Source organism: Spirillospora sp. CA-294931 (genome assembly GCF_050946795.1).
In the GTDB taxonomy this organism is placed as follows: domain Bacteria; phylum Actinomycetota; class Actinomycetes; order Streptosporangiales; family Streptosporangiaceae; genus Spirillospora.
On sequence record NZ_CP192006.1, the window covers coordinates 7,812,377 to 7,838,356 of the forward strand.

Sequence of the window (25,980 nt, forward strand, 5' to 3'; positions counted from 1 at the left end):
AAACCGTGCCCCGATCTAACACCCCCGCGAGCCCGGCTCCAAGAGATCCGGCCTGCCCGGCGGATCAGCCTATTTCATAAGGGGTTCAGGAGGCGTGGGCGGCGTACTTCTCCTCGCTGGGCAGCATCACCCAGAGCACGAGGTAGATCACGAACTGCGGGCCGGGCAGCAGGCACGAGAGCAGGGCCAGGACGCGGACGGTGCCCGCCGACAGCCCGAACCGGCGCCCGAGCGCGGCGCAGACGCCGCCGATCATCCTGCCCTGCCGCGGACGGTAGAGGCCGTTCATGGTCTTTCATCTCCCTGATACGAGGTGACCTGCGATGACGTACTCCACGCTACGAACCTCGGGACGTCCTCGGATCGCCCGTTCGGCCCGTATTGCGCCCCTACCCAGGGATTAGGGGATCGCCCCTAAGGGACGTTCGCGTTCACCTCGGCCACCAGTTCGGGGAGGCGCACCAGGTCGTCCAGAACGAACAGGCAGCGCGCGAGTGCCTCGTCGTCGCGCTGGATGTGGCCCCACGGGCCGCGCCGCAGGAACGCCGCGCGCATGCCGGCGGCGAGCGCCGGGCGCACGTCGTTGTCGATCCTGTCGCCGACGTACAGGACGCGGCCGGGTTCGACCCCGGCCAGGTCGGCGCACCGCTCGAAGAACGCCGGAGCGGGCTTCTGGACGCCCCACACGTCGGAGATCCCGACGACGTCGGCCGCCAGCCCGAGGGCGGCGAACTGCTCGGCGGCGGCGACCGGCTGGTTGCCCGCGACGCCGACGAACAGGCCCTGGGCGCGCAGCGCGGCCAGGCAGTCGCGGGCGTCGGGGTAGAGGTCGGCGGGACCGAACCCGTTGGGCGCCCCGGCCTCGGCCCGTCTCTTCTCCTCGGTCTCCAGGTCGAAGCCGGGCCTGAAGTACTCGAAAAGGTCGCCGTGGGAGCCGCCGGTGGCCAGGAGCGCGCCCAGCTTGGTCAGGAAGGTGTGGCGGGGGACGCCGAGCCAGTCGGCCCAGCGCCCGTAGATCTCGTTCTCGCTGACGAGGGTCTCGCCGATGTCGAAGAAGACCGCGGCCAGCGGCGCGTCCGGCGCGGGGGCGGTCACGGGGCGGGCAGCTCGACCGACTCGCCCGGGACCAGGCGCCGGTAGTCGCGTCCGGCCTCCTTGGCGGCGTTGCCGACATGGGTCTGCATGACCGCCAGGCCGAAGTCGTTGAGCAGGCCGTCGTGGACGACGTAGGCGCGCTCGGGCGCCACCGCGCGCAGGTAGGAGTACATCTCGGGGACCTTCATCCAGGGAGCGTTGCCGGGCAGGCACAGCGTCGGGACGGGTTCGTCGGGGACCGTCAGGGCGTCGCCGGGGTGGAAGACCTGGCCGTCGACCAGGAACCCGGTGTTGGGGATCGGCGGGACGTCGGGGTGCAGGATCTCGTGGTCCTCGCCGTAGACGTGCACCTCGAACCCGGCGACGTCGACCGAGTCGCCGTGCCCGACCTCGTGCACGCGGCCGCCGAGGTCGGCCAGGCTCCCGGCCACGGCGCGCGAGGTCCAGACCGAGAGCGAGGGGTCGGCGGCCATGGCGGCGCGGAGCCGGTCGGCGTCGAAGTGGTCGGGGTGCTCGTGGGTGACCAGGACGGCCGAGGCGCCGTCGAGGGCGTCGCCCTCCGGGGTGAACGCCCCCGGGTCGATCACGAGGGTCCGGTCGTCCTTCTGGAGCCGCACGCAGGCGTGCCCGAGCTTGGTGAGCCTCATGATCCGAGGCTAGCGGGCCGCCAGGACGGCCGCGGCGAGGACCAGGCCGAAGGCGACCAGGGTCAGCGTCAGGAAGGCGGCCACGACGGCGCAGGCCAGGCCGCGCGGCTGGTCGCGCCAGGAGCTTCGGCGATCACCCACGTGGCCATCCTCGCAGAGGTCCGGCGGACCCCGGGTGCGCGAGGGCGCCGGTCCCTCGGCCGGACCGGCGCCCCTGCGCGCGCTCTGGCGCGGGACGATCCTGGACGAGCGGGGTGGCTGCCCAGGAGGCCCCGGGAAGGGTGGGTCAGACCGCCGGGCTCTCGGCGATGCTGAAGGCGACGTCGCCCTGCTGGTCGACCTGGGCGTCGAGCGTCTTGTCGTCCAGCAGCACGGCCGCGTTGGGCTCCAGGTAGACCTTGGCGCCCTCCTCCTCGACGATCTGGTCGCCGTCTTCGGGCTGCGGCGCGACCGAGAGCCGCAGCGCGTCCGAGCCGTCGGTCCCCGACTCGATGCGGATACCGGTCTCGGGCGGCATCTCGGGATTGTTGGCGGTGACGGCCCTGATCACCTGGACCGCACCGGTGGTAAGCGTGAGCACGTTCGGCTCCCCTGATTCGTCTCGGGTCATCTCTGGCATGCCAGGTCTGCCGACCTGTTCGCCCCACCCTCCCCGAGATTCACCCGCGTAAACCGCGGATCTCAGGACGGTCCCGCGAGCCTCGCGCTCAGCCACTCGTAGGCCCTGGGCAGCATCTCCTGCCAGACCCGGACGTTGTGGCCGCCCTGCTCGACGATGTAGGTGAACGCCCTGGTGGGCGGCTGGACCTTGCCCGCCATCTCCTGGAGCGCCTCGACCGTCCCGGGGTCCTGGACGCTGCCCGCCAGCAGGAGTTCCACCGGTGGACGCGCGGCGGCCAGTTCGAGGGGGCTGTTGGCGCGGGCCAGGTCGGGACGGCGGGTCAGGTCGGGCCCGGTCGGGCGGTAGTAGCCCGCCAGGCTGACGGCGGCCTTGAAGAGCGTGGGGTGCTGCGCGGTGAGCTTGGCCGCGCAGAAGCCGCCGGTGGAGTAGCCCATCGTCCCCCAGGAGGCGGCCTCGGGCAGGGCGCGGAAGTTCTCGGTCACGATGCGCCGGACGTCGGTGGTGAGCCAGGTGGCGACCTTGGGTCCCTTGGGGATGTCGGTGCATTCGGTGTCGCGTCCGGCCTGCACGGTGATGGTCGGCGCGACGAGGATGAACGGCTTGACCCTGCCGTCCTTGAGCCCCTTCTTCAGCGACTCGCGCAGGCGGTCGCCGCCGCGCATGGCGCCGAACCAGGTCCAGGCCGACCCGGGGAAGCCGGGGAACAGCTCAACCACCGGGAACCGCTTCCCTGCGTAGGCGGGGTCGTCGTACTGCTCGGGCAGCCAGACGCGGACCTCGGCGCGGAGCCCGGACGCCGGGCCCGGCAGGACGGCGAAGCGCGTCCCGCTCCGGCGGTCGAACTCGAAGGGCGAGGGGGTGCGGGCCCCGGCCGCCGGTCCGGTCTGCGCGACCGGCCCGGCGGCCTGGATGTCGCCCCGCACCGCGGTGGTGCCGAGCAGGTCGTCCCAGGTGGCGTACAGGTGCATGCTCCGATTGACCAGCACCCCGACCAGCAGCAGCGCGGTGAGCTGGCAGGTCGCCACCAGCCCGAGCCGTCCGGCCGCCCGGACGGCCCTGGGCCCGCGGATCCGGTTCCAGGCCGCCAGGCAGCCGATCGGGGCCGCCGCCGCCAGCACCGCCAGCAGCGCGAGCAGCGGCCAGCCGAGAAGGGTCATGGAGTTGTCCTTCGTGTCGCCCCCGAGACCGCCCGGTTTCAAGATCCAAACGGCGGACCGACACTATTGAGACAAACCCAACTCCCCGGAAACATCCGGCGAATACTGACCTCAGCCGGCGGACGGCGCGAGCGCCTCCACCGCCTCGGCGTGCGAGAGCCCGCCGCCCGGCACGAGCGCCAGGACGGGCGTGGTCAGCCCGTTGGCCACGTACTCGCGGACGCGCTCGCGGCACGCCGCGGGCGAGCCGTGCACGATGAGGTCATCGACGACCTCGTCCGGGATGACCTCCAGGGCCTTCTGCCGGGCGCCCGCCGCCCACGCCTCGTTCATCGGCCGCAGCGCCTCGCCGCGCCCGAGCCACTCGTGGAACGCCCGGTAGACCGGGACGGTCATGTACGCGGCGATCAGCCAGCGGCCGATCCCCCGGGCCTCCTCGGCGTCCTCGGTCGGGCACACGAACAGCCGGGCGATCAGCTCGGGGCCCTCGCCGAGCTCGCCGCGGACGGTCCTGACGTCCTTGGGCGCCAGCCAGTTGGTGATGGCGCCGTCGGCCTCGCGCGCCGCCAGGCGCAGCATGCCGGGCCGCAGGGCCGCCAGCACGATCGGCGGCGGCTCGGCGGGCGCCGTCTCCAGCTTGAAGCCCCGGACCGTGAAGGTGTCGTACTCCCGCTTCACCTTCTCGCCGGTGAGCGCGGTGCGCAGGAAGCGCAGCGTGTCGCGGCAGCGCTTGTACGGCTCCTCGAAGGGGATGTCGTTCCACCGCTCGACGATCGTGTCGGACGAGGTGCCGACGCCCATGACGAACCGTCCCGGTGCCAGGTCGGCCAGGGTCGCGGCCTGCTGGGCCAGCAGCGCGGGACCGCGCGTGTACACGGGCACGATCGCCGGGCCGAGCCGCAGTTCGGGCGCCCACTGCGAGGCGAGCGCCAGCGGGGTGAAGGCGTCGGTTCCGTTGGTCTCGGCCGACCAGGCGTCGGTGTAGCCGAGGCCGGGCAGGCTCTCGATGATCTCGCGGTGCGCGGCCAGCGGCAGGCCGGTCAGCGGAATGGTCAGGCCCCAGCGGGACATGGTGCTCCTCAGGCGATCGAGGGACGGATGAGGCCGCCGCCGTCAACGACCAGGGTCTGCCCGGTCATCCAGGACGCGGTGTCGCCGGCCAGGAACACCACGGCGTTGGCGATGTCCTCGGGCTCGCCGATGCGGCCCAGCGGCATGTGCTTGCTGATCTCGGCCTCGTTGTTCTCCCAGAGGGCACGGGCGAGCGCGGTCTTCACCAGGCCGGGGGCGATGCAGTTCACGCGCACCGAGGGGGCCAGCTCCATGGCGAACTGGCGGCTGAGGTGGATCGAGGCCGCCTTGGCGGCGTTGTAGTAGCCGATACCGATCTCGGTGACCAGCCCGCCGACCGAGGCGATGTTGACGATCGAGCCGCCGCGCTCCTGCATCGACCGCTTCCAGGCCAGCTGGGTCCACTGCACGATGGCCCACTGGTTCACCTGGACGATCTTGTCGGCGGCGGGCTGCTCGATGTCGACCATGTGCCCGAAGTACGGGTTGGTCCCGGCGTTGTTGACCAGGACGTCCAGTCCGCCGAACTCGGCCACGGCCGCGTCGATGGCGGCGCCGGCCTGCTCGGCGTCGCCCACGTGGGCGGCCTTGGCCAGCACCCCGGCCTCGGGATGGGCGGCGCGGATCTCCGCCGCCACCGCGTCGAGCGCGTCCTGCTTGCGCGACGACAGCACGACGTTGGCGCCCTCGGCCGCCAGCGCGAACGCGGTCGCCTTGCCGATTCCTCGCGACGCCCCGGTGATGAGGGCGGTCTTCCCCTGAAGCCCAGTCCGCATGTCCTGCTCCTCGATGTTGCCGGCCGGTGGATGATCAGCAGAATCCGACTCGGTTTACTCTACCGGCAAGTAACCGACCGGTCAGTTAGCGGGCCCCGGCAGCCGGTCCGCCCGGGCGAGCACGAACCGGCGAAAGCCCTCCACCACGGGCGGGGCCGTCCGGGCGGGCACCCAGATCAGTCCGATCACACGCTGCGCGCCCGGATCGGTCAAGGGAACGTGCCGCACACCCCGGGCCTCCGCCGGGTCGCCCGGCGGCGCCACGATCGCCACCCCGAGCCCGGCCGCGACCAGCCCGCGGACCGTCCCGGACTCCTCGCCCTCGAACGCGATCTCCGGCCGGATGCCCGCCCCGTCCAGCAGGGCGTCGCCGATCGTGCGCAGCCCGGCGCCGCGCCGGAACGCCACGAAGGGCTCCCCCGCCAGCTCGTCCAGCCGCAACCGCGACCGCCCCGCCAGCCGGTGCCCCACCGGCACCGCCGCGCTGAGCCGCTCGGTCACCAACGGCCGCCAGGCCAGGGAGGTGCTCCCCGCCTCGGCTCCGGTCGAGGACTCGTCCGGGCGGGGGCTGGTGATGGCCAGATCGGCACGGCCCTCGCGGACGGCGGCCTCGACGCGCTCGGCGCGGTCCTGGCTCAGCCGGAACGTCACGTCCGGGTGGTCGGCGCGGAACCGGCGGATCAGGTCCGGGACGAACGACGGCCCCTGGGTGTGCAGGAAGGCCAGCGACACCTCGCCGCGTTCGGGGTCGGCCGCGCGGGCGAGGGCGCGGCGGGCCGCCTCCTCCTCGGCCACCAGCCGCCGCGCGCGCTCGGCGAAGATCTCGCCATAGTGGCTGAGGACGACGCCGCGACCCTCGCGATCGAGGAGCGGGTACCCCAACTCGCGCTCCAGACGGGCGACGGCGCGGGAGAGGCCGGGCTGGGACACGCGCAGTTCGGCCGCCGCCCGGGTGACGTGCCCGTGCTCGGCGACGGCCAGGAACCACCGCACCGTGGTCAGGTCCATGCACTCATGCATACCCGGCATCAGTTCTTGATGGAACTTTCATTGGACGCATCACCGCCGGTGGGAGAACCCTGGAGACCATGCGGACCCCGCGCCGGCTCAACCTCGCGCTGTTCGCGGCGGGACTGACCACGTTCATGTCGCTCTACTGCACGCAGGCCCTGCTCCCCGAACTGTCGGCGAGCTTCCACGTCTCCCCCACCCGCGCCAGCCTGCTGGTCTCCCTGGCCACCGGCGCCCTCGCGCTGGCCGTCATCCCCGTCAGCTCGCTGTCCGAGCGGTTCGGGCGCACTCGGGTCATGGTCGTCTCCTCCGTGGCCGCCGCGGCCGTGGGCCTGACGCTGCCGCTCTGCCCGTCGTTCACGACGCTGGCGATCGCGCGCGCCGTGCAGGGCGTCGCGCTCGCGGGAGTGCCCGCCGTCGCCATGGCCTACCTCGCCGACGAGGTCGCCCCGGCCTCGCTCGGCGGCGCTATGGGCCGCTATATCGCCGGGACGAGCCTGGGCGGCCTGCTCGGCCGGGTGATCCCCGGACTGGTCACCGACCTGGCCGGATGGCGCTGGGCACTGGCGGCGACCGCGCTGACCGCGCTCGTCTGCACGGCCGTGTTCTGGGCGCTGCTGCCGCCGTCCCGCGCGTTCGTGCCGTCCCGCGTCGACCACCGGAACCTGCTCGCGCACCTGGCCGACCCCGGGCTGCGGCGCCTGTTCCTGATCGCGCTGGTGCTGATGGCGGGCATGGTGACCGTCTACAACTTCCTGTCCTACCGCCTGCTCGCCGAGCCGTTCGGCCTGCCCCAGACGGTCGTCGGCCTCATCTCGGTCATGTACCTCGGCGGGTCGTTCGCCTCGGCCCGCGCCGGGACGCTGGCCGACCGTGCCGGACGGCGTCCGGTGCTGCTCGGGTCGCTGGGCCTGGCCGCCGCCGGGATCGCGCTCACGCTTCCGCCCTCCGTCCCGCTGGTCGCGGTGGGGCTGCTGGGCTTCACCGTCGGGTTCTTCGCGGCGCATTCGGTGGCCAGCGGCTGGGTCGGGCTCCTGGCCTCCTCGGCGCGCGCGCAGGCGTCCGCCCTCTACCTGTTCGCCTACTACCTCGGCAGCAGCGTCGGCGGCACCGCCGGGGGCCTGGCCTACGAGACCGGCGGCTGGACCGGGACGGCCGCGTATGTGCTGGCCCTGCTCGCGATCGCCGTCGCGATCGCCCCGTCGCGCCGCGAGGGTGCCGTCCAAGTAGAACGTGTTATAGATTTGAGCGGACGCTTGGTCAAGTGACGGGAGGGCGCCCGTGCCCAGGGAACGACGTCCGGCCGTCGCGGGCTGGTTCACCTCGGCCGACGGCGCCGTCCGCCTGGTGGGGACGCGCTGCGTCTCCTGCGGGACCCCGTACTTCCCCCGCAACGACCTGGCCTGCCGCAACCCGGGCTGCACGGGCCCCAGGGACGGTTCCGAACTAGAGGAGCACACTCTCTCGCCCCGGGGACGCGTCTGGTCGTTCACCGACTCGCGCTACCGGCCACCGCCGCCGTACGTCTCGCCCGATCCGTTCGTGCCCTTCACCATCGCCGCCGTCGAGCTGGCGGCCGAGCGCATGGTCGTCCTCGGCCAGGTCGTCCCCGGCCATCCGCCCCTGGAGGTCGGCATGGAGGTCGAGCTCACCGAAGCGACGCTCTACGCCGAAGACGACACCGACTACACCACCTGGATGTGGAGCCCTCTCCCATGAGTGTGCTCACAGCCGCGTGGTGGCTGGACTGAGGAGTGCAGGGAGCTTGCGACCGGAGCGACGAGGGAAGCCGCCGCGCAAGACGGCTGTGAGCCGCCGAGCGGAGGCGAGGCCATGAACACCGACACCGAGATCGCCGTGCTCGGAGCTGGGATGCATCCCTGGGGGAAATGGGGACGTGACTTCGTCGAGTACGGGCTGGTGGCGGCGCGCGCGGCGCTCGCCGACGCCGGGCTCGACTGGACGCGCGTCCAGTACGTGGCGGGCGCCGACACGATCCGCAACGGATACCCGGGGTTCGTCGCGGGCGCGACGTTCGCGCGGGCGCTCGGCTGGACGGGCGCGCGCATCAGCAGCAGCTACGCCGCGTGCGCGTCGGGTGCCCAGGCCATCGACGCGGCCCGCGCCCAGATCCTGGCGGGGCTCTGCGACGTCGCGCTGGTGGTGGGGGCCGACGCCGCGCCCAAGGGCTTCTTCACGCCGGTGGGCGGCGACCGCCCCGACGATCCGGACTGGCTGCGGTTCCGCCTGCTGGGGGCGTCCAACCCGATCTACTTCGGGCTGTTCGCGCGGCGGCGGATGGCGCTGCACGGCGCGACGACCGACGACTTCGCCGCCGTCAAGGTCAAGAACGCCCGCCACGGGGCGGCCAACCCGAACGCGCGCTACCGCAAGGAGGTGACCCTCGACGACGTCCGCGCGTCGGCGATGGTCGCCGACCCGCTGCGGCTGCTGGACATCTGCGCGACCAGCGACGGCGGGGCCGCCCTGGTGCTGTCCTCGCTGGAGTTCGCCCGCGCGCACGGCCGGGCCGACCCGGTCCGCGTCGCCGGGCTGTCGACCGCGACGCCGTCGTTCCCCAAGACCGTGCTCGACCTGCCCGACTTCGCCACGGACTCGGCGCTGGCCGTCCCGCCGCCCGAGCGGACGTTTCGCGCGGCGATCGCCGAAGCCGCCTACGAGCAGGCGGGGCTCGGCCCCGGCGACCTGGCGCTGGCCGAGGTCTACGACCTGTCCACGGCCCTCGAACTCGACTGGTACGAGGACATCGGCCTGTGCGGGCCGGGCGAGGCCGAGGGCCTGCTGCGCTCGGGCGCCACGGCGCTCGGCGGACGCGTGCCCGTCAACCCGTCGGGCGGGCTGGCCAGCTTCGGCGAGGCCGTGCCCGCGCAGGCGATCGCCCAGGTCTGCGAGCTGACCTGGCAGCTACGGGGCCAGGCGGCCGGACGCCAGGTCGACGGCGCGCGCGCCGGGATCGCCGTCAATCAGGGCCTGTTCGGCCATGGATCGGCCGTGATCGCTGTCCGCTAGCCCTTGTGGTCCTTGGCCGCTTTGAGCGCCCAGACGACCAGCGGGGCCTGGAGCGGCAGGCGGCCGAAGGCGGCGGCACGCAGCGGGAGCGGCTTGTCGCGCCAGTCGATCGCCATCTTCACGTTCGCGGGGAACACCGCGACGAACAGCGCGGCGGTGGCCAGCGCGCCCCGCCTGCGCGTCCTGGGGTGGGCGATGGCGGCGGCGCAGGCCAGCTCGGCCAGCCCGCTGATGTAGGTCCACGTGCGCGCGCTCCCGGGGAGCTGCTCGGGGACGATGGCGTCCAACGGCTTGGGGACGAGGAAGTGCCCCGTCCCGGCGGCGGCCATGAAGACCGCCAGGGAGCGGGCGGCGCGCGGCGAGGTCGTCATCCGCGCAGGATCTCACGCCGAACCCCGTTCGGTGACCGCAGGGTCATCAAGGGCAAGCCCTCGGCCCGTTCGGGTCGGGGGCTTGTCGTGCGTGTGGGGAGGGTCACCGGCCGGTCGGGCTGACGGGGGCGCCGTGCGGGGCTATTTTTGTACTGACTGGTCAGTTCAAAAACGGGAGGCTTCATGGCGGCCAAGCCGCTCCGGGTGGAGGCCGAGGGCCTGTCCCTGCGCGGCTCGCGGGGCTGGGTCTACCGCGACGTCGACCTGGACGTGCCCCCGGCGGCACTGGCCGCCGTCGGCGGCATCGCGGGCACCGGGCGCACCGCCCTCCTCCTCACCCTGGGAGGACGGATGAAACCCACCTCGGGCACCGCGTCCGTCGGACCGCACCGCCTGCCGGACGAGCTGCGCGCCGTCCAGCGGGTCGCCTCGCTGGGCGTGGTCGCCGGGGTCACCGACCTCGATCCCCGGCTGACCGTCGGCGAGCATGTGAGCGAGGCCCTCGACCTGCGCGAGGGGATCTTCGGACGGTGGCGCGGACGCGGCGAGCGCATCCGCGCGGCCCTCGGGCGCGTGGGCCTGGCCGTCGACCCGAAGACGCTCGCCGAGGACCTCGCCCCGGACGAGGCGGTGCTGCTGGGCGCCGCGCTCGGCCTGGTGGGCGACCCCGGCCTGCTGCTGCTCGACGACGTCGACGAGGGCCTCCCCCTGGACCGCCAGCGCGCGATGTGGCGCGGCCTGCACGCGCTGGCGGCCGGCGGCGTCACGGTCATCGCGACCTGCCATGACCCGGCCCCGGCCGAGGGCCTCGCCCGGATCGTCCCGCTACACCGCTCCGTGGAAGGGAGCACCCGATGAGACTCCCCGTCCTGTCCACGGGCGGACTCGAACTCCGCCGCTTCCTGCGCAACCCGCTGACGCTGATCGCCGTGGTCGGCCTGATGCTCCTCCCCCTGCTGTACGCGGGGCTGTACCTGTGGTCGTTCTGGGACCCGTACGCCCGGCTCAAGCACGTCCCGGTGGCGCTGGTCGTCCAGGACCGTCCCGCCAAGGCCGACGGCAGGACCGTCAACGCGGGGGCCGAGCTCGCCAAGGAGCTCAAGAAGCGGCAGGTCTTCGACTGGCGGACGGTGAGCGAGGAGCGGGCCCGCCAGGGCGTGCGCGACGGCGACTACTACATGGCGCTGACCATCCCGAGGGACTTCAGCTCCCGCATCGCCTCGCCGTCCGGCGACGGGCGTCCCTCCGCCGCCGGGCTGAAGCTCCAGCTCAACGACGCCAACAACTACGTCATCGGCACGCTGGCCCAGGCCGCGTTCAAGGAGATCAGCGCGGCCGCCGCGGGCGACGCGGTGCGCGGTTATCTCGACCAGATCTTCATCTCGTTCGGCAAGCTGCACGGGAAGCTGGGCGAGGCCGCCGACGGCGCGGGCAAGCTCGCCGACGGGTCGGGCCAGGCCCGTGACGGCGCCGGGAAGCTGAAAGGCGGGATCGACCAGGCCCACGACGGCAGCGCCAAGCTGACCTCCGGTCTCGGCACGCTGCGCGAGGGCGCCGACAAGGTCGCCGAGGGCAACCGGCAACTCGCCGGCGGGACGCGGCGGCTCGCGACCGCCGTCGACCGGGCCGGCGATGTGGTCGTCCCGCTTCTGCGCACGCACGCGCCGGACATCCGACGCGCCGCGCTGCTGGTCGCCGACGGCGCCGACCTGCTCGCCGACGGCGCGGGCAAGCTCCCCGCCGAGACCGAGGCCGCCGTGAAACGCGCCGAGCAGGCCAGGGACGATCTCGCACGGCATCTCGACCAGTACCCGGAGATCCCGCCCGACGTCGCAAGGCGTCTCACCGACGCCGCCGACCAGGTCGTCGCGGTGGCGCGCAAGGTCGACGGCTACATCGACGCGCACGTCACCGAGCTGCGCGAGATCGCCGCCAATGCCCGGACCGTGGAGCGGATCGCCTGCAAGATCGCCAAGGACGCGCCCGCGCTCGCCGGGAAGGTCGAAAGCGCGCGCAGGAACATCGACCGGCTCGACGCGGGAGCACAGCGACTCGCCTCGGGGTCGGCACAGCTGGGCACCGGGGCGGGCAAGCTGCTGTCCGGTTCGTCCACTCTGACCAGCGGGCTCGGCACGCTCTCCGACGGCGCCGTCACGCTGGAATCGGCGCTCGGCCAGATCGCCGACGGCAACCAGGACCTGGCCGCCGGGCTCAAGGACGGCGCCCGGCAGGTCCCCGCCTACGGAAAGGCCGAGCGCGACGCCCGCGCCGACATGATGAGCAGCCCCGTCCGGCTGGCCAGCACCACCGACAACAAGGCACCGAACTACGGCACCGGGTTCGCGCCCTTCTTCGTCACGCTGGCCCTCTGGGTCGGCGGGATGCTGATCTTCATGCTGCTGCGCCCGGTCAGCCCGCGCGCGCAGGCGTCGACCGCGCCCGCCTGGCGGGTCGCCCTGGCCGGGTGGCTCCCGGCCGCCGCGATCGGGGCGGGGCAGGTGCTGATCGTCCTGGCCGTCCTGCACTTCAGCCTCGGGCTCCAGGCCGCGCGCTGGCCCGGCCTGATCGCGTTCCTGTGCCTGACCGCCGCCGCGTTCATGGCGGTGATCCAGTGGGCCAACGCCCGGTTCGGGCCGCTGGGACGCGTCGTCGCGCTCGCGCTGCTGATGCTCCAGCTGACCTCGGCGGCGGGCACCTACCCGATCGAGACCAGCCCCGTGTTCTTCCAGGCGATCCGGCCCTTCCTGCCGATGTCGTGGGCGGTCGACGCCGTCCGGCACCTGATCGGCGGCGGGAGCTTGAGCCCGGTATGGCAGGGTTGTGCCGTGCTGGCGGCATTCCTGGCCGGAGGGCTCGCCCTCACCGCGCTGGCGGTGCGGCAGAACCGGGTGTGGACGATGAAGCGCCTGCACCCCGCGCTGAAACTCTGACAGGACGGAGCGGGGCCGTGGGCCGGGCTGCGACACGGGAGCGGTTGTTCGCCGCCGCGATCGAGCTGATCGCCGAGCATGGCTTCGCCGCGACCACCGTCGACCAGATCGCCGAGCGCGCCGGGGTCGCCAAGGGCACCGTCTACTACAACTTCGGCAGCAAGGCCGGGCTGTTCACCGCGCTGCTCGACTACGGGATCGGGCGGCTGGCCGCCACGTTGGCGCAGGCCGCCGAGGGACGCGAGCCGCTGGCCGCCCTGGAGGCGCTGGTCGGCGCCGAGCTGGCCTTCATCGGGGAGCACGAGTCGTTCGCCCGGCTCCTGATCGCCGAGGCGTGGCGCTCGGGCGGCGGCGACTGGCACCGCGCCGCCGTGCTCATCCGCGAGCGCGCCATGGCCGTGATCGACGACGCGCTCCGCGCGGCCGTCGCCGCGGGCGACCTGCGCGCGGACCTCGACACCGAGACGGCCGCCGCCGCCGTCTTCGGCATGGTCATCACCGTCGCCCTCCAGTGGCGCACCCTGCAGCCGGGCCGCCCGCTCGACGAGGTCCACCAGACCCTGATGGACCTGCTGCGCGGCCGTCTGGCGGGCTGACCTCAGGGCAGTCCGCGGACCTCGTCGATCACCTCGGGCATGCGGGTGTTGAGGCCGTCGATCCACTCCATCAGGAACCGCAGCTGCTCGTCGCTGCACTCGGCGACGCGCTCGTTGAACATGCGGCCGATGGGCTCGAAGTACCGGGCGAAGCGGGCGACGTTCTCCGGCACCGGCTCGACGATCACCCGGCGGCGGTCGTCGGGGTCGCGGGTGCGCTTGACGTAGCCCGCGTTCTCCAGCCGGTCGATGACGGCGGTGATCGCGCCGCCGGTCGTGATGCCCATGACCTCGGCGAGACGTCCGGGGGTCTGGGGGCCGTCCAGGGCCAGCGCGCCGATGCACTGCGCGTCGGTGACGTTCATGCCGGCCATGCTCGCGGTCGCGTGGTGCAGCAGCACCGTGAACATGGTGTTGCGCCGGATCGCCAGGCGCAGTTCCTCGATCGCCCGTTCCCGATCTGGGCTCGCCACGCCGCGCCACCTCTCCGAAGAACAGAGCCGTTCCCGCTACCGCAGCCTAACGCTCTGTGGCGCGTTCGGCGGCCCGGCGGGCCCAGCGGTAGTCGGCCTTCCCAGCGGGCGAGCGCACGACCTCCTCGACGAACGCGTAGGTGCGCGGCACCTTGAAGCCGGACAGGCGGGCGCGGCAGTGCGCGTCGAGGGCCGCGGCGTCCAGGGCGGCGTCCGAGGGCTGGACGACGGCGGCGACGCGGCTGCCCCAGCGCGGGTCGGGGATGCCGGTGACGACGGCGTCGTAGACGCCGGGATGGCCCTTCAGGACGGCCTCGACCTCCTCGGGGAAGACCTTCTCGCCGCCGGTGTTGATCGCCTGGGAGCCGCGCCCGTAGACCAGGATCGAGCCGTCCTCCTCGACGGTGGCGATGTCGCCGGTCAGGAGCCAGCGGCGGCCGTCGACCTCCGGGAAGGTGCGGGCGGTCTTCTCCGGGTCGTTGTAGTAGCCGCGCGCGATGCGGCCGGTGCGCGCGACCTGGCCGATCACCCCCGAACCCGGCTTGACCTGCTGGAGCGCGTCGTCCAGGACGGCGACGTCCGGGACGTCGGGCGCGAACCGCAGCCCCTTCTCCGGTGTCGAGCCCGCGACGGCGGCGGCGGTCGACCCGGACTCGCTCGACCCGAACCTGTCCAGGATGGCCACGTTCGGGAGCGCGCGCTGGAGGCGGTCGCGGACGGCGCCGGTGAGGATCGCCCCGGTCGAGACGAACGCCAGCAGCGAGGGCAGCGCACGGGGACGGCGCTCCAGCTCCTCGACCATCGGGATCGCCATCGCGTCGCCGGTGACGGTGACCGAGTTGACGGCCTCGCGCTCCACGACGTCCCAGACCCCGGCGGCCTCGAACCGGCGCCGGTAGACCACGGTCGCGCCCATCCACCAGCCGATGAACGTGGCCATCTGGGCGGCGCCGTGCATCATCGGCGCGATCGGCATCATCGTCAGGGGGCCGGACGCCCCGGCCCGCTCGATGACGTCCTCGGGACGGTCCGGGAGCGGCTGGGTCGGGTTGGCGAACGCGAAGAACAGGTCCTCGGTCCCCCACAGCACGCCCTTGGGCATGCCGGTCGTCCCGCCGGTGTAGATGACGTAGGTGTCGTCTCCCGAGCGCCGCGGGAAGCCCCGGGAGGGCGGCTGCGCGTCGAGCGCCGCGTCGTAGGGGACGCCGATCCGGGTGGGCCCGCCGACGGCGAGCAGGTGCCGTAGTCGCGGCGCGTGCGGGGCGGTGGCGGCGACGCGGTGCTCGAACTCCACGTCGTACAGCAGCGCGACCATGTCGGAGTCGCGGTACAGGTAGAGCAGCTCGCTCTCCACGTACCGGTAGTTGACGTTCACGGGCACGGCACGGATCTTCAGCGCGGCCAGGAGCGCGGCGGCGTACTCCACGCCGTTGTAGAGCTGGACGCCGACGTGCGCGCCCGGCCCCACCCCGGCCGACTCCAGGTGGTGCGCCAGGCGGTTGGCGTGCGCGTCCAGCTCGGCGTAGGTGAGGCGGCGGTCGCCGCAGACCAGCGCGACCCGGTCGCCCACCGCGTCGGCGAGGCCCTCGAACAGATCGGCGTGGTTGAACTCCATGGACGCCTCCGCAGGCTCTAGGGCTTCTCGTCGCCGACGATCCACATCGCGAAGAACTGCGCGCCTCCCCCGTAGGCGTGGCCGAGGGCGCGCTTGGCCCCGTCCACCTGGTGTTCGCCCGCCCGGCCGCTGACCTGGAGGGCCGCCTCGGCGAACCGGATCATCCCCGAAGCGCCGATCGGATTGGACGACAACACGCCGCCGGAGGCGTTCCAGGGGATGTCGCCGTCCAGCGCGGTCGCCCCGGACTCGGTGAGCTTCCAGCCCTCGCCCTCGCCGCAGAAGCCGAGGTTCTCCAGCCACATCGGCTCGTACCAGGAGAACGGGACGTAGACCTCGGCGCAGTCGAGCTCGCGGCGCGGGTCGGCGATCCCGGCCTGCCGGTAGACGTCGGCGGCGCAGTCGACGCCGCCGCGCGGGTTCACGGTCTCGCGCCCGGCGAAGAAGATCGGCTCCGAGCGCATGGCCGTCCCGTGCACCCAGGCCGGACGGTGCGGCGCGGCACGGGCCGCGCGGTCGCTCGCCAGCACCATCGCGCAGGCCCCGTCGGACGACGGGCACGTGTCGAGGTAGCGGATCGGCTCCCAGAGCATCGGGGTCGACTCGACCATCTCCCGCGAGATGCCGGGAATCCGCAGATGCGCGTACGGGTTCTTCAGCGCGTTCCTGCGGTCCTTGACCGAGACCAGCGTGCCGATGTGCTCGGGCGCGCCCGAGCGGCGGATGTAGGCGCGGATGTGCGGCGCGAAGTAGCCGCCCGCGCCCACCACGAGCGAGGTGGCGAACGGGGTGTTGACGGTCAGCGCCCAGGTGGCATTGGACTCCGACTGCTTCTCCCACGCCACGGTGAGCACCCGGTCGTGGACGCCCGCCTGGATCAGGCTCGCCGCGACGATGGCCGTGGAGCCGCCGACCGACCCGGCGGTGTGCACCCGCATGACGGGCTTTCCGGCGGCGCCGAGCGCGTCGGCCAGGTACGCCTCGGGCATCATCACGCCCTCGAACAGGTCGGGCGCCTTGCCGATCACCACCGCGTCGATGTCGTTCCAGGTCAGCTCGGCGTCGTCGAGGGCACGCCGGGCCGCCTCGCGCAGCAGGCCCGCCATGGAGACGTCCAGCCTCTTGGTCTTGTAGGCCGTCTGGCCCACGCCCACGATCGCGCAGGGCTCACCCATGGTCGTCTCCCGAAAGGACGCAGACGAGGTTCTGCTGGAGGCAGGGCCCGGAGGTGGCGTGGCCCAGCGCGCGCGTCGCCGTCCCGTCGTGGACGCGGGCGGCGGCCTCCCCGATGCGGATCAGCCCGGTGGCCATCACCGGGTTCGCCGCCAGGGGCCCGCCGGACGGGTTGACCTCCACGCCGTCGCCGAGGCCGAGCGCCTCGCGCAGGATCAGCTCCTCGTGGCTGAAGGCGGTGTGCAGCTCGGCCACCTGGACGCCCGCCGCGCCCGCCCGCTCCCCCGCCAGCCGCGCCGAGACCGAGCGGCTCAGATCGCGGACGCCCGGCAGGTGCGGCTCGCTCCGGTGGTCGATCCCGGCGATCCAGGCGGGCCGCTCGCACAGGTCGCGCGCCGCGTCGCCCGAGGCCAGCACGATCGCGGCGGCGCCGTCGGCGTCCGGCGCGACGTCGGACGGGCGCAGCGGCGCCACGTCGTACTCCTCCTCGGGCGGCGGATCGGGCAGGTGCAGGGCGAACGGGTTGCCGCGCCCGGCCGCGCGGGCACGGGACGCGACGGCCCGCAGGTCGTCCTCCTTGGCGCCCGCCCGCTCCAGATGCGCGCGCGCCTGCAACGCCGCCAGCGAGACCTGGTCGATCCCCAGCGGCGCCAGGTAGTACGGGTCGAGCTGCCGGGTCATGATCTCGCGCAGCACGCCCTGGGACGGCTTGCCGAACCCGTACACCAGCGCCGTGTCGACCTCGCCGAGGCGCAGCTTGACCCACGCCTCGTACAGCGCCCAGGCCGCGTCCATCTCCACATGGCTCTCGGAGATCGGCGGCCAGGCGCCGAGCGCGTCCAGCGCCGAGACGAACGAGAACGGCGCCCCGGCCAGGTAGTCGCACGACCCCGAGCACGTGAACCCGAACCGCTTCAGGCCCGTCCGCTCCTTGATCTCACCGATGACGGGCGCGAGCAGCTCGACCTCCGTGAGCCCTTCGTCCACCCCGGAGTGCCGCGTCTGCACGAACGCCACCACTGCGATCTGGGTGCTCACAGGTAGTCCCGGATGGCGTCGAAGGGGACGTCGGGTTCGTCGAGGGGCTCGAACCACTTGATGTTGGCCATCGTGGGACCCCATTCCTCGCGCGGTCGCCACGCCGCCTGGACGCGCATGCCCATCCGGACCCGGTCCGCGGGGAGGCCCGCGACCAGGGCGAGCATGGTGAGCCCGGCACCGTCCAGCAGGATGTAGGCCGAGACGAACGGGACCTCGGGCGCGCGCGGGTCGGGCAGGTTGTTGACGGCGAACGTGGTGACGGTTCCGGTGCCGGGCAGCTCGACCTCCTCGGTGGTCGGGACGCCGTCACGCGGGCACAGGCCCTTCATCGGGACGATGACCTGGTCGCACACCCCGCACCGGTGGCCGAGGATGCGGCCCTGCGCGATGCCTTCGAGGAAGCGGTCCTGCGCGCGGCCCGCGCGCAGCTCGTAGGCCAGGCGCGAGGGTGCGTTGATCATGGTGACCTCGGGGCGGAAGCACTCGATGTCGGCGATCGTCCCGGAACGCTCGGCCCGCCATTTGGGCCGGACGCGCATCCCCGTGCGCAGGGCCTTGGGCGGTGGCGCGCCCGTCTCGAACTCGCCCAGGTCGAGGGCGTGCAGCAGCGCGGTGTCGGCGCCGTCCATGGCGATGAGCGCCCAGGCGAAGGGCCGGTCGAGCGGATGCGCGGGCGACGGGCGCGGGACCCACGACCACGTCCGGACGGTCCCGGCGGGGCCGACCTCGACGAACTCGCCGGTGACCGCCTCGCCGCCGTCCGGGTCGTACTCGGTCGGCGGGACGAGCACCCGCCCGCCCGCCGTCCGGACGCCGACCAGCCGGCCGTCGCGCAGCTCGGTGAGGAAGCGCCCGATCACCGGTCCGACCGACCGGGTGTAGCCGCCGGGGAATTCCAGGACGTGGGGCTCGGCCTCAGATGGCACGCTCGTGCCCCTTCCAGTACGGGTCTCTGAGCTTGCGTTTCAGGAGCTTGCCGTTGGGCTCGCGCGGCATGGTCTCGATGAAGTCGATGGTGCGCGGCCACTTCATGCGGGCCAGCCGCCCGTCCAGCGACGCCAGGATCTCGGCGGCCAGCGCGGGACCGGGCCGCACGCCCTCGGCGGGCTCGACGACCGCCTTGATCGCCTCGCCCCACTCCTCGTCCGGGACGCCGAAGACGGCCACGTCCGCCACCTTGGGATGCACGACGATCTCGTTCTCGATCTCGGCCGGATAGATGTTGGCCCCGCCGGAGATGATCAGGTCGGACGCGCGGTCGGACAGGAACAGGAAGCCGTCGTCGGTGAGATGGCCGATGTCGCCGACGGTGAAGAAGCCCCTGAGCCGGTTCTCCTCGGTCTTGGCGGGGTCGCCCTTGTACTCGAACTCCGAGCCCAGCATCTTCATGTAGATGGTGCCGGTCGTCCCGGCGGGGACCGGGTTCCCCTCGCCGTCCACGACCAGCAGCTCGCTGATGGGCCACGCCTTGCCGACCGTGCCCGGGTGGGCCCGCCAGTCCTGGGGCGAGGCGATCGTCCCGCCGCCCTCGGTCGCGGCGTAGTACTCCCAGACGCAGTCGCCCCACCAGTCCAGCATCGCCTGCTTGATCGGTACCGGGCAGGGCGCGGCGGCGTGGATCGCCCAGCGCATCGAGGAGACGTCGTAGCGCTTGCGCACCTCCTCCGGAAGGGACAGCAGCCGCTTGAAGTGGGTGGGCACCATGTGGGTGTTGGTGATCGCGTGCTCCTGGATCAGGCGCAGGCACTCCTCGGCGTCCCAGCGGTCGAGGTACACCAGCGTGTGGCCCATGTGCAGGGCCGTGCCGCCGAACTGGCTCACGGCCGTGTGGTAGCTGGGCGAGGTCACCAGGTGGGCCTGCGGGCGGCCGGTCTCGATCCCGAACATCGCCAGCAGGAAGGTCATCAGCTCGGCACTGTCGTCGGGGTCGATGCCCGCGAGCCCGCGCCGCACGCCCTTGGGACGCCCGGTCGTGCCGGACGTGTAGTGCATGGTGGCGCCGTTGGTGCGCGCGTCCGGCAGGTCCTCGGACTGGCCCTCGACGAGCTCCTCGTAGGGACGGAACCCGTCGGCCGTCCCGAACGCGAACCGGCGGTGGGGCTCGACGGCGTGCGCCGCGCGGGTGCCCTCGGCCCGGAACCGGTCGTGCAGGAAGAACGCCTTGGCCTCGCTGTCGGCCAGGATGTAGGCGATCTCCGGCCCGGTCAGGTGCCAGTTGATCGGCGTGTAGTACCAGCCCGCCTGGAGCGCGGCCAGGTAGAGCACCAGGCCCCGCGTCCCATTCGGGACGAGCCCGCAGATGCCGTCTCCCGGGCGCAGCCCGAGGTCGCGCAGCCCGTGGACGAGCCGGTTCGCGCGGGCCAGCAGCTCGCCCGCGGTGTGCTCGGACCCGTCCGGATCGATGGCCGCGACCCACTCGGGATCGGCCTGCGCAAGCCGCCAGAAGCCCAACGACCCCATCGGTCCTCCCTCGTCCAGACGGCCGGACCCTGAAAGTAGATCACGTTCTCGTTTTATCGAGCAAGCCCTGTTGGAAAGCCGATCATTTATCTAGAATCTGTTCTTGTTTCTGGATGCGGAGGAGCCATGGGCGAACGCCTGCCGATCAGCACCGAGCACTGCGCCGTCGAGCGGGAGGGACCGGTCGTCACCGTCACGCTGGACCGGCCGGAGGCCCGCAACGCGCTCAGCACCGCGATGCTCGTCGGCCTGGCCGACGCCTGGGCCTATGTCTCCGCGACCCCGGAGGTCCGCGTCGCGATCCTCACCGGGGCCGGGGGCCATTTCTGCGCGGGCGCGGACCTGAAGGCCATGGGCACCCCCTCGTCCGACCCTCGCGTGCAAGCGCGCACACAGGAGATTCCCAACTTCCATTGGAAGGGGCTGCTGCGGGAGGACCGCCCCTCCAAGCCCCTCATCGCCGCCATCGAGGGCTATGCCGTGGCCGGGGGCACCGAGCTTCTCATCGGGACGGACCTGCGGGTGGTGGCGGAGGACGCGACCCTCGGCCTGTACGAGGCCAGGCGCGGGCTGTTCCCCATGGGCGGGGCCGCGATCCGGCTGCCGCGCCAGATCGGCTACGCGGCGGCGATGGACGTGCTGCTCACCGCCCGTCCGGTCGCCGCCGCCGAGGCGCTGGCCATGGGGCTGGTCAACCGGGTCGTCCCGGCCGGGACGGCGCTGGAGGCCGCCCGCGACCTGGCCGGACAGGTCGCGGCCTGCGGCCCCCTGGCCGTCCAGGCGATCCTGCGCACCTACCGCGAGACCGAGCACCTCCCCGAGGACGAGGCGCTCAAGGTCTCCGACGAGCTCGGCTGGCCCGTGATCGGCTCCGAGGACGCCGTCGAGGGCGCCACCGCCTTCAAGGAGCGGCGCCCCGCGGACTTCAAGGGGAAGTAGCGACGGGCACCCGCTCCTCGACGGGACGCCGGGCCGCGGCGCCGCGCTCCAGGAGCCCGGAGACGACCGCCAGCCCGAGCGCGCTCGCGGCCAGGGCGGCGCCGACCCAGTTGGGCGCGGAGATCCCGAACCCGCCAGCGATGACCAGCCCGCCGAGCCAGGCCGCCAGCGCGTTGCCGAGGTTGAACGCTCCGATGTTCATCGCCGAGGCCAGCGTGGGCGCGCCCGCCGTCTGGTCGAGCACCCGCTTCTGCAGCGGCGGGACGGTCGCGAACCCGAACGCCCCGATCAGCGGGATCGTCACGGCCGCCGCGACCTTGTGGTGCGAGGTCGCCGTGAACAGGGCCAGTGTGACCGCGAGCGCGATCAGCGCCGTGTAGAGCATGGGCATCAGCGCCCTGTCGGCGAACCGCCCGCCGACCAGGTTCCCGATCACCATCCCGATCCCGAACAGGACCATCAGCCAGCTCACGGCGGCGTCGCCGTAGCCCGCGCTCTCGGTCATCATCGGCGCGATGTAGGTGATCGCCGCGAACACGCCGCCGAAGCCGAGGACGGTCATGCCCATCGCCAGCAGCACCTGGACGTTCCCGAACGCCGCGAACTCCTGCCGGACGCGTCCGGCCCGCGCCTCCGGCTTCGGGTCGGCGGGCACCAGGCGCGCGACCCCGGCGAACCCGATGACGCCGAGCGCGGCGACACCGGCGAACGTCCAGCGCCAGCCCAGCTGCTGCCCGACGAATGTCCCGAATGGCGCGCCGACGACGTTGGCCACGGTCAGCCCGGTGAACATGGCGGCGATCGCCCCGGCCTCGCGTCCCTTGGCGACCAGGCCGGAGGCGACCACCGACCCGATGCCGAAGAACGCGCCGTGGGCCAGCGAGGTCACCACCCGCCCGGCCAGCATCAGGCCGAAGGTGGGCGCGAGCGCCGACAGCAGGTTCCCGGCGACGAAGATCCCCATCAGCGCCATCAGCATGCGCTTGCGCGAGAACCGCGTCCCGATGGTGGCCAGGAACGGCGCCCCGAGCACCACGCCCAGCGCGTATCCCGTGACGAGGTAGCCCGCCGTCGGGATCGACACGTCGTAGGTGTCGGCGGTCTCGGGCAGCAGGCCCATGATCACGAACTCGGTCGTCCCGATCCCGAAGGCCCCGATGGCCAGGGCCAGCAGTGCGAGCGGCATGTCACGCCCCTTCAAGTCGATGCACACTCCTATAACAGGCGCTCACAATAGTTGCAGACGCGGGCATTTGGCAATGTCGTCTATTGCGGACAGCGGGTAGCATCGGACCATGTCGAAGATGCCGACCCCCGGGCCCGCACAGGGCTGGTGCGCCCTCCAGGCCCTGCACGACCGCATCGAGACGCACATCGAACGCGCGCTGCAGGCCGAGCACGACCTCAGCGTCCGCGAGTACTCCGCGCTGAACGTCCTCATCGGCCAGCACCCCGGAGACGGCGGCCACCTGCGCATGAACCAGCTCGCCGAGTCGCTCGTGCTGTCGCAGAGCGCCACGACCCGGCTGGTCACCCGCCTGGAGGAGCGCGGCCTGCTGGAGCGCTACCTGTGCCCCGACGACCGGCGCGGCATCTACACCGACGTCACCGAAACCGGACGCGAGCTGCTGGCCCGGGCCCGTCCGACCAACGACAAGGCCCTCGACGAGGCGCTGTCGGAGGCCGAGCGGAACGACGAGTACGCGCCGCTCGTCGCCGCCGTGCGCGCCCTGCACCCCGCCTGACCGAACGTCTCGATATGCGAGAGATCGGGGACGTCCCGGGGTGATTCCCCGATGCCGTCTCGGGGGCGTCTCCGCCAGGCTCGACTCATGACGAACTCTCGAAACACCGTCCTGGCCGGGGGCCTCGGGCTCGGCGCCGTGCTGGTCGCCGGGGCGCTGCTGGGCGACCGGGTCCCGCCGCTCGACGCCTGGGTGGCCGACCACCTGTACGCCGAGTCGGGCTTCTGGGCCGACGCGGCGGTGGCCGTCAGCGGAGCCGGCACGATCCTGGCCGTGGTCGCCGTCCTCGCCGCCGCCGTGGCCCTGTGGTGGCGCGAGCGCTCGGCCGTCCTGGTGGCCCGCTGCGCCGCCGTGCTCGCCGCCTGCCTGGGGACGCTCGTCCTCCAGACGGTCTTCCAGCGCTCGGGCCCGCCCGTCACCGAGCAGGACTGGACCTACCCCAGCGGCCATGTCGTGGTCATGACCGCGCTCGGCTTCACCGCCGTGATGATCGCCCGTCGCCTGCCGCCGCTGTGGCGCGGCGTCGTCGTCCCCGGCGCGGCCGTCATGATCGCCCTGGTCGGGGCGAGCCGGGTCGTCCTCGGGGAGCACTACCTCGTGGACGTGGTCGCCGCGCTGGTCGCCACCGCGGGCGTCGGGCTGCTCGCCTCGGCGGTGTTCCGCACCCGCCCGGACGACTCCGTCCGGACGACCTGACCAGCGCGTACTGCGAGCGGAGCAGCGTCCGGTTCATTCGGTCGCAGGGCGATTCGCGCTTTTTGGGTTCCTAGGCTCGGGGCATGTCGACAAAAACGCGCACGAAGCTCTCGCGCCGAGGAATTCTGCTCGCGACCCTGGCGGCGGGGGCCGTGGGGGTCGCGCCGCTGACCTCCTCGTTCGCCGAGGAGGCCGGCGGAAAGACCAAGGCCGACCCGACCGAGACCGTGGTCGAGGGAACCGCGCATTTCTCCTACCGGCCCTTCCCCCAGGACAAGTTCAAACTGACCGTCAACGCGCGGGGGAACGTCAAGGGCGCCAAGGGCACCTTCACCGGCTGGCATACCCCTCCGGGCGAGCCGCAGGACGGCGGCATCCAGGGCACGATCGACTGCGTCCTGCCCGGAGGCCGCGGCAACGTGACGATGACCGGCGTCGTCACCAAGACCCCTCCCGGAGAGGCGAGCGCCCTGATCGGCCACCGGGTGGGGCTGTCGATCAGCACTCACCGCGGCGGGCGGGTGGGGTTCTCTTGGGGAGTCGACCTGGAGGCGCCCGTCGTGGACGTTCCGAAGTGCAACGGCCCGGCCCCGTTCGCCCCGGTTGTCGCGGGCAGGCACCGGATCTCCGGCAACACCGAATACCCCGCCTTCTAGGGCTCGGTCGGTGCGTCCGGCCGTCTCTCGCGGCCCGGGCGCACCAGGCCCGACTCGTAGGCGAAGACCACGAGCTGCGCGCGGTCGCGGAGCGCGAGCTTGGTCATCGTCCGCCCCACATGGGTCTTGGCCGTCAGCGGGCTCATGCCCAGATGGACGGCGATCTCCTCGTTGGACAGGCCGCTGGCGACCAGGGCGAGCACCTCGCGCTCGCGCGGGGTGAGGATCGCCAGGTCCTGGCCGTCGGCCTGGGCCTCGGGATGATGGCGGACCTGCGAGAACATCGCGATCACCCCGCGCGTCACCGCGGGCGCCAGCAGCGCGTCGCCGCGCGCCACCACCCGCACCGCCTGGACGAGCTCGTCGGCCTCGGCGTCCTTGACCAGGAACCCGCTCGCCCCCGCGCGCAGGGCCGCGAAGACGTTGGCGTCCTCGGCGTAGGTCGTGAGGATCACCACGCGGACGGCGCGGAGTTCGGGGTCGGCCACGATGCGCCGGGTGGCGGTCAGGCCGTCCACCTCGGGCATCCGGATGTCCATCAGCAGCACGTCGGGACGCAGGTCGCGGGCCAGCGCCACGGCGGCGCCGCCGTTCTCGGCCTCCCCGACGATCTCCATGCCCGGCTCGGCGGCCAGCAGCAGCCGGAACCCCGTGCGGACCATCGCCTGGTCGTCGGCCAGCCCGATGCGGATCACGCGTCCCCCAGCGGCAACCGCGCCGCGACCTCGAAGCCGCCGCCCGGGCGGTTGCCCGCGCGGGTCGTCCCGCCCAGCGCCTCCACACGCTCGCGCATGCCCGCCAGGCCGTGCCCCGTGCCGTCGCCGCCCGTCCCGTCGTCGGTGACGTGGACCAGCAGCTCGGACGGGCCGTACTCCAGTCGCACCCCGGCACCCGCCCCGTGCCCGGCGTGCCGCAGGACGTTGGTCAGCGACTCCTGGACGACACGGTAGGCCACGTGGTCGACCCGGGCGGGCAGCGGCCTCGGCGCGCCCTCCCGTTCGAGCGTCACCGGCACCCCGGCCTTGCGGACGGCCGTGACCAGCGCCTCCAGATGGTCGAGCCCCTTCGAGGCGCTCTGCGGCGCGCATCGCATGGAGCCGACGGTCTCCTTCAGGTCGTGCAGGGCCTCCCGGCTCGCGGTCCGGATGTCGACCAGCGCCGTGCGCACCTCCGGCGGCGGGTCGTCCAGCAGGCGCAGCGCCGCCGCGGCCTGCACGGCGATCCCGGCCATCGTGTGCGCCACGACGTCGTGCACCTCGCGGGCGAAGTCGAGCCGCTGCTCGGTCAGCCGGTGCTCGGCCGCCCGCTCGGCCTGGACGATCCGCCGGTCGGCCGCCTCGCGCCTGTTGCGCAGGATCTCGCCCACCAGGACGGGAGTCCCGAAGATCGCCAGGACGGTCGAGAAGAAGGCGACCACCGTCCAGACGAACGACGACAGCTCGCCGTGGGCGGCTTCGATACGCGGGATCCAGATGGTCGTGGCGGCCACCACGAACGCCAGCGCGGTCAGTGCCTGCCAGCGCCGTCCGGCCAGCACCACGGTGAACAGGCAGAGCGCCACCGTCAGCACGATCGGGCCCACCGAATACGCGCGCCACATGTAAACGGCGAAGATGCCGCTGGTGAGCACCAAGGTGGCGACCGGCCACGCGCTGCGCGCCACCATGCCCAGCGAGACGACGGCGAGCAGCGCGTAGCCCAGCGCGTCGACCGGCGTCGGCTCCAGCCTGATCGGCGGCGAGCCCCCGGTGTCGAGCACGTAGAGATAGACCGGCACCGACATCGCCTTGGCGCCCAGCAACTGCACGACCAGCATCACCGATGCCAGCGCGATGTCGCCGCCGATCGCTTTGCGGATCTTCACCGTCCCACCCTG

29 protein-coding genes are annotated in these 25,980 nt (G+C 72.9%); 10 read left to right on the forward strand and 19 right to left on the reverse strand.

The window, feature by feature from the left end:
- Positions 1–85: 85 nt before the first annotated feature.
- The 9 genes from ACQPY4_RS35275 to ACQPY4_RS35315 form a co-directional block, all read right to left on the reverse strand.
- Complete coding sequence (locus ACQPY4_RS35275) at positions 86–289, reverse strand: PspC domain-containing protein (RefSeq protein ID WP_433328539.1); 204 nt, start codon at positions 287–289, stop codon at positions 86–88.
- Between the two features lie 125 nt (positions 290–414).
- On the reverse strand, positions 415–1,095 hold the full coding sequence (locus tag ACQPY4_RS35280; protein ID WP_433328541.1) for an HAD family hydrolase: 681 nt from the start codon (positions 1,093–1,095) through the stop codon (positions 415–417).
- Positions 1,092–1,742, reverse strand: coding sequence for an MBL fold metallo-hydrolase (locus tag ACQPY4_RS35285; protein ID WP_433328543.1), 651 nt, complete (start codon positions 1,740–1,742; stop codon positions 1,092–1,094). The genes ACQPY4_RS35280 and ACQPY4_RS35285 overlap by 4 nt, the downstream gene beginning before the upstream one ends.
- Before the next feature lie 9 nt (positions 1,743–1,751).
- Positions 1,752–1,883 carry a hypothetical protein gene (locus tag ACQPY4_RS35290; RefSeq protein ID WP_433328545.1) on the reverse strand — a complete coding sequence of 44 codons (132 nt, stop codon included), beginning with the start codon at positions 1,881–1,883 and terminating at the stop codon, positions 1,752–1,754.
- A 145-nt stretch (positions 1,884–2,028) separates the two neighbouring features.
- Positions 2,029–2,322, reverse strand: a complete 294-nt coding sequence (locus ACQPY4_RS35295; protein WP_433328547.1) for a Fe-S cluster assembly protein HesB — start codon at positions 2,320–2,322, stop codon at positions 2,029–2,031.
- Positions 2,323–2,423: 101 nt separating this feature from the next.
- Positions 2,424–3,521 (reverse strand): alpha/beta hydrolase, encoded by a 1,098-nt coding sequence (locus ACQPY4_RS35300; protein ID WP_433328549.1) that lies wholly within the window; start codon positions 3,519–3,521, stop codon positions 2,424–2,426.
- Positions 3,522–3,632: 111 nt separating this feature from the next.
- Positions 3,633–4,592, reverse strand: coding sequence for an LLM class F420-dependent oxidoreductase (locus ACQPY4_RS35305; RefSeq protein ID WP_433328551.1), 960 nt, complete (start codon positions 4,590–4,592; stop codon positions 3,633–3,635).
- 8 nt (positions 4,593–4,600) lie between these two features.
- A complete protein-coding gene (locus tag ACQPY4_RS35310; protein ID WP_433328553.1) occupies positions 4,601–5,368 on the reverse strand; it encodes an SDR family oxidoreductase in 768 nt (255 codons plus the stop codon).
- An 81-nt stretch (positions 5,369–5,449) separates the two neighbouring features.
- On the reverse strand, positions 5,450–6,376 hold the full coding sequence (locus ACQPY4_RS35315) for a LysR family transcriptional regulator (protein ID WP_433328555.1): 927 nt from the start codon (positions 6,374–6,376) through the stop codon (positions 5,450–5,452).
- 80 nt (positions 6,377–6,456) lie between these two features.
- On the opposite strand from ACQPY4_RS35315, the gene ACQPY4_RS35320 reads away from it, so the two are divergent.
- From ACQPY4_RS35320 to ACQPY4_RS35330, 3 genes are all read left to right on the forward strand, one after another.
- Complete coding sequence (locus ACQPY4_RS35320; RefSeq protein WP_433328557.1) at positions 6,457–7,647, forward strand: MFS transporter; 1,191 nt, start codon at positions 6,457–6,459, stop codon at positions 7,645–7,647.
- Positions 7,648–7,660: 13 nt separating this feature from the next.
- Positions 7,661–8,098 (forward strand): Zn-ribbon domain-containing OB-fold protein, encoded by a 438-nt coding sequence (locus ACQPY4_RS35325; protein ID WP_433328559.1) that lies wholly within the window; start codon positions 7,661–7,663, stop codon positions 8,096–8,098.
- A gap of 114 nt (positions 8,099–8,212) precedes the next feature.
- Positions 8,213–9,409 (forward strand): lipid-transfer protein, encoded by a 1,197-nt coding sequence (locus ACQPY4_RS35330; protein ID WP_433328561.1) that lies wholly within the window; start codon positions 8,213–8,215, stop codon positions 9,407–9,409.
- Here the strand turns inward: ACQPY4_RS35330 and ACQPY4_RS35335 are convergent.
- Positions 9,406–9,780 carry a DoxX family protein gene (locus ACQPY4_RS35335; protein WP_433328563.1) on the reverse strand — a complete coding sequence of 125 codons (375 nt, stop codon included), beginning with the start codon at positions 9,778–9,780 and terminating at the stop codon, positions 9,406–9,408. The two genes, ACQPY4_RS35330 and ACQPY4_RS35335, sit on opposite strands and share 4 nt — an antisense overlap.
- A gap of 183 nt (positions 9,781–9,963) precedes the next feature.
- Here ACQPY4_RS35335 and ACQPY4_RS35340 point away from each other — a divergent pair, with 183 nt between their 5' ends.
- From ACQPY4_RS35340 to ACQPY4_RS35350, 3 genes are read left to right on the forward strand one after another with little or no spacing between them, the layout of a single operon-like run.
- Positions 9,964–10,638: an ATP-binding cassette domain-containing protein gene (locus tag ACQPY4_RS35340; protein WP_433328565.1), complete on the forward strand. Its 675-nt coding sequence runs from the start codon at positions 9,964–9,966 to the stop codon at positions 10,636–10,638.
- Positions 10,635–12,710, forward strand: coding sequence for a YhgE/Pip family protein (locus ACQPY4_RS35345; protein ID WP_433328567.1), 2,076 nt, complete (start codon positions 10,635–10,637; stop codon positions 12,708–12,710). The genes ACQPY4_RS35340 and ACQPY4_RS35345 overlap by 4 nt, the downstream gene beginning before the upstream one ends.
- Before the next feature lie 17 nt (positions 12,711–12,727).
- Positions 12,728–13,306 (forward strand): TetR/AcrR family transcriptional regulator, encoded by a 579-nt coding sequence (locus ACQPY4_RS35350; RefSeq protein ID WP_433328569.1) that lies wholly within the window; start codon positions 12,728–12,730, stop codon positions 13,304–13,306.
- A 2-nt stretch (positions 13,307–13,308) separates the two neighbouring features.
- Here ACQPY4_RS35350 and ACQPY4_RS35355 read toward each other — a convergent pair whose 3' ends face one another.
- The 6 genes from ACQPY4_RS35355 to ACQPY4_RS35380 are packed head-to-tail and all read right to left on the reverse strand — an operon-like array spanning position 13,309 to position 20,068.
- Positions 13,309–13,779 carry a MarR family winged helix-turn-helix transcriptional regulator gene (locus ACQPY4_RS35355; RefSeq protein ID WP_433328571.1) on the reverse strand — a complete coding sequence of 157 codons (471 nt, stop codon included), beginning with the start codon at positions 13,777–13,779 and terminating at the stop codon, positions 13,309–13,311.
- Between the two features lie 46 nt (positions 13,780–13,825).
- Positions 13,826–15,394, reverse strand: a complete 1,569-nt coding sequence (locus tag ACQPY4_RS35360; protein WP_433328573.1) for an acyl-CoA synthetase — start codon at positions 15,392–15,394, stop codon at positions 13,826–13,828.
- A gap of 17 nt (positions 15,395–15,411) precedes the next feature.
- Positions 15,412–16,569: a thiolase domain-containing protein gene (locus tag ACQPY4_RS35365; RefSeq protein ID WP_433328575.1), complete on the reverse strand. Its 1,158-nt coding sequence runs from the start codon at positions 16,567–16,569 to the stop codon at positions 15,412–15,414.
- On the reverse strand, positions 16,562–17,605 hold the full coding sequence (locus ACQPY4_RS35370; protein ID WP_433328577.1) for a thiolase domain-containing protein: 1,044 nt from the start codon (positions 17,603–17,605) through the stop codon (positions 16,562–16,564). Before ACQPY4_RS35370 ends, ACQPY4_RS35365 begins: the two co-directional genes overlap by 8 nt.
- The gene (locus ACQPY4_RS35375) at positions 17,602–18,534 is read right to left on the reverse strand and encodes a Zn-ribbon domain-containing OB-fold protein (protein WP_433328579.1); all 933 of its coding nucleotides are present in this window, start codon (positions 18,532–18,534) and stop codon (positions 17,602–17,604) included. The genes ACQPY4_RS35370 and ACQPY4_RS35375 overlap by 4 nt, the downstream gene beginning before the upstream one ends.
- Positions 18,524–20,068: an acyl-CoA synthetase gene (locus ACQPY4_RS35380; protein ID WP_433328581.1), complete on the reverse strand. Its 1,545-nt coding sequence runs from the start codon at positions 20,066–20,068 to the stop codon at positions 18,524–18,526. Before ACQPY4_RS35380 ends, ACQPY4_RS35375 begins: the two co-directional genes overlap by 11 nt.
- A 126-nt stretch (positions 20,069–20,194) precedes the next feature.
- On the opposite strand from ACQPY4_RS35380, the gene ACQPY4_RS35385 reads away from it, so the two are divergent.
- The gene (locus ACQPY4_RS35385) at positions 20,195–21,007 is read left to right on the forward strand and encodes a crotonase/enoyl-CoA hydratase family protein (RefSeq protein ID WP_433328583.1); all 813 of its coding nucleotides are present in this window, start codon (positions 20,195–20,197) and stop codon (positions 21,005–21,007) included.
- Here the strand turns inward: ACQPY4_RS35385 and ACQPY4_RS35390 are convergent.
- The gene (locus ACQPY4_RS35390) at positions 20,994–22,193 is read right to left on the reverse strand and encodes an MFS transporter (protein WP_433328585.1); all 1,200 of its coding nucleotides are present in this window, start codon (positions 22,191–22,193) and stop codon (positions 20,994–20,996) included. The two genes, ACQPY4_RS35385 and ACQPY4_RS35390, sit on opposite strands and share 14 nt — an antisense overlap.
- Positions 22,194–22,302: 109 nt before the next feature.
- On the opposite strand from ACQPY4_RS35390, the gene ACQPY4_RS35395 reads away from it, so the two are divergent.
- From ACQPY4_RS35395 to ACQPY4_RS35405, 3 genes are all read left to right on the forward strand, one after another.
- Positions 22,303–22,752 (forward strand): MarR family winged helix-turn-helix transcriptional regulator, encoded by a 450-nt coding sequence (locus ACQPY4_RS35395; RefSeq protein ID WP_433328587.1) that lies wholly within the window; start codon positions 22,303–22,305, stop codon positions 22,750–22,752.
- An 87-nt stretch (positions 22,753–22,839) separates the two neighbouring features.
- Positions 22,840–23,448, forward strand: a complete 609-nt coding sequence (locus ACQPY4_RS35400) for a phosphatase PAP2 family protein (RefSeq protein ID WP_433328589.1) — start codon at positions 22,840–22,842, stop codon at positions 23,446–23,448.
- Positions 23,449–23,531: 83 nt separating this feature from the next.
- On the forward strand, positions 23,532–24,104 hold the full coding sequence (locus ACQPY4_RS35405; protein WP_433328591.1) for a hypothetical protein: 573 nt from the start codon (positions 23,532–23,534) through the stop codon (positions 24,102–24,104).
- Here ACQPY4_RS35405 and ACQPY4_RS35410 read toward each other — a convergent pair.
- Together ACQPY4_RS35410 and ACQPY4_RS35415 are read right to left on the reverse strand one after the other, a co-directional pair.
- A complete protein-coding gene (locus tag ACQPY4_RS35410; RefSeq protein WP_433328593.1) occupies positions 24,101–24,799 on the reverse strand; it encodes a response regulator in 699 nt (232 codons plus the stop codon). The genes ACQPY4_RS35405 and ACQPY4_RS35410 overlap by 4 nt on opposite strands.
- Positions 24,796–25,968 (reverse strand): sensor histidine kinase, encoded by a 1,173-nt coding sequence (locus ACQPY4_RS35415; RefSeq protein ID WP_433328595.1) that lies wholly within the window; start codon positions 25,966–25,968, stop codon positions 24,796–24,798. Before ACQPY4_RS35415 ends, ACQPY4_RS35410 begins: the two co-directional genes overlap by 4 nt.
- Positions 25,969–25,980: the final 12 nt, after the last annotated feature.

Coding starts and splice junctions, on each gene's coding strand:
- ACQPY4_RS35275 (WP_433328539.1), bottom strand. CDS start 289: ATGAACGGCCTCTACCGTCCGCGGCAGGGCAGGATGATCGGCGGCGTC.
- ACQPY4_RS35285 (WP_433328543.1), bottom strand. CDS start 1,742: ATGAGGCTCACCAAGCTCGGGCACGCCTGCGTGCGGCTCCAGAAGGAC.
- ACQPY4_RS35300 (WP_433328549.1), bottom strand. CDS start 3,521: ATGACCCTTCTCGGCTGGCCGCTGCTCGCGCTGCTGGCGGTGCTGGCG.
- ACQPY4_RS35305 (WP_433328551.1), bottom strand. CDS start 4,592: ATGTCCCGCTGGGGCCTGACCATTCCGCTGACCGGCCTGCCGCTGGCC.
- ACQPY4_RS35310 (WP_433328553.1), bottom strand. CDS start 5,368: ATGCGGACTGGGCTTCAGGGGAAGACCGCCCTCATCACCGGGGCGTCG.
- ACQPY4_RS35315 (WP_433328555.1), bottom strand. CDS start 6,376: ATGGACCTGACCACGGTGCGGTGGTTCCTGGCCGTCGCCGAGCACGGG.
- ACQPY4_RS35320 (WP_433328557.1), top strand. CDS start 6,457: ATGCGGACCCCGCGCCGGCTCAACCTCGCGCTGTTCGCGGCGGGACTG.
- ACQPY4_RS35330 (WP_433328561.1), top strand. CDS start 8,213: ATGAACACCGACACCGAGATCGCCGTGCTCGGAGCTGGGATGCATCCC.
- ACQPY4_RS35335 (WP_433328563.1), bottom strand. CDS start 9,780: ATGACGACCTCGCCGCGCGCCGCCCGCTCCCTGGCGGTCTTCATGGCC.
- ACQPY4_RS35340 (WP_433328565.1), top strand. CDS start 9,964: ATGGCGGCCAAGCCGCTCCGGGTGGAGGCCGAGGGCCTGTCCCTGCGC.
- ACQPY4_RS35345 (WP_433328567.1), top strand. CDS start 10,635: ATGAGACTCCCCGTCCTGTCCACGGGCGGACTCGAACTCCGCCGCTTC.
- ACQPY4_RS35360 (WP_433328573.1), bottom strand. CDS start 15,394: ATGGAGTTCAACCACGCCGATCTGTTCGAGGGCCTCGCCGACGCGGTG.
- ACQPY4_RS35365 (WP_433328575.1), bottom strand. CDS start 16,569: ATGGGTGAGCCCTGCGCGATCGTGGGCGTGGGCCAGACGGCCTACAAG.
- ACQPY4_RS35380 (WP_433328581.1), bottom strand. CDS start 20,068: ATGGGGTCGTTGGGCTTCTGGCGGCTTGCGCAGGCCGATCCCGAGTGG.
- ACQPY4_RS35385 (WP_433328583.1), top strand. CDS start 20,195: ATGGGCGAACGCCTGCCGATCAGCACCGAGCACTGCGCCGTCGAGCGG.
- ACQPY4_RS35390 (WP_433328585.1), bottom strand. CDS start 22,193: ATGCCGCTCGCACTGCTGGCCCTGGCCATCGGGGCCTTCGGGATCGGG.
- ACQPY4_RS35395 (WP_433328587.1), top strand. CDS start 22,303: ATGTCGAAGATGCCGACCCCCGGGCCCGCACAGGGCTGGTGCGCCCTC.
- ACQPY4_RS35400 (WP_433328589.1), top strand. CDS start 22,840: ATGACGAACTCTCGAAACACCGTCCTGGCCGGGGGCCTCGGGCTCGGC.
- ACQPY4_RS35405 (WP_433328591.1), top strand. CDS start 23,532: ATGTCGACAAAAACGCGCACGAAGCTCTCGCGCCGAGGAATTCTGCTC.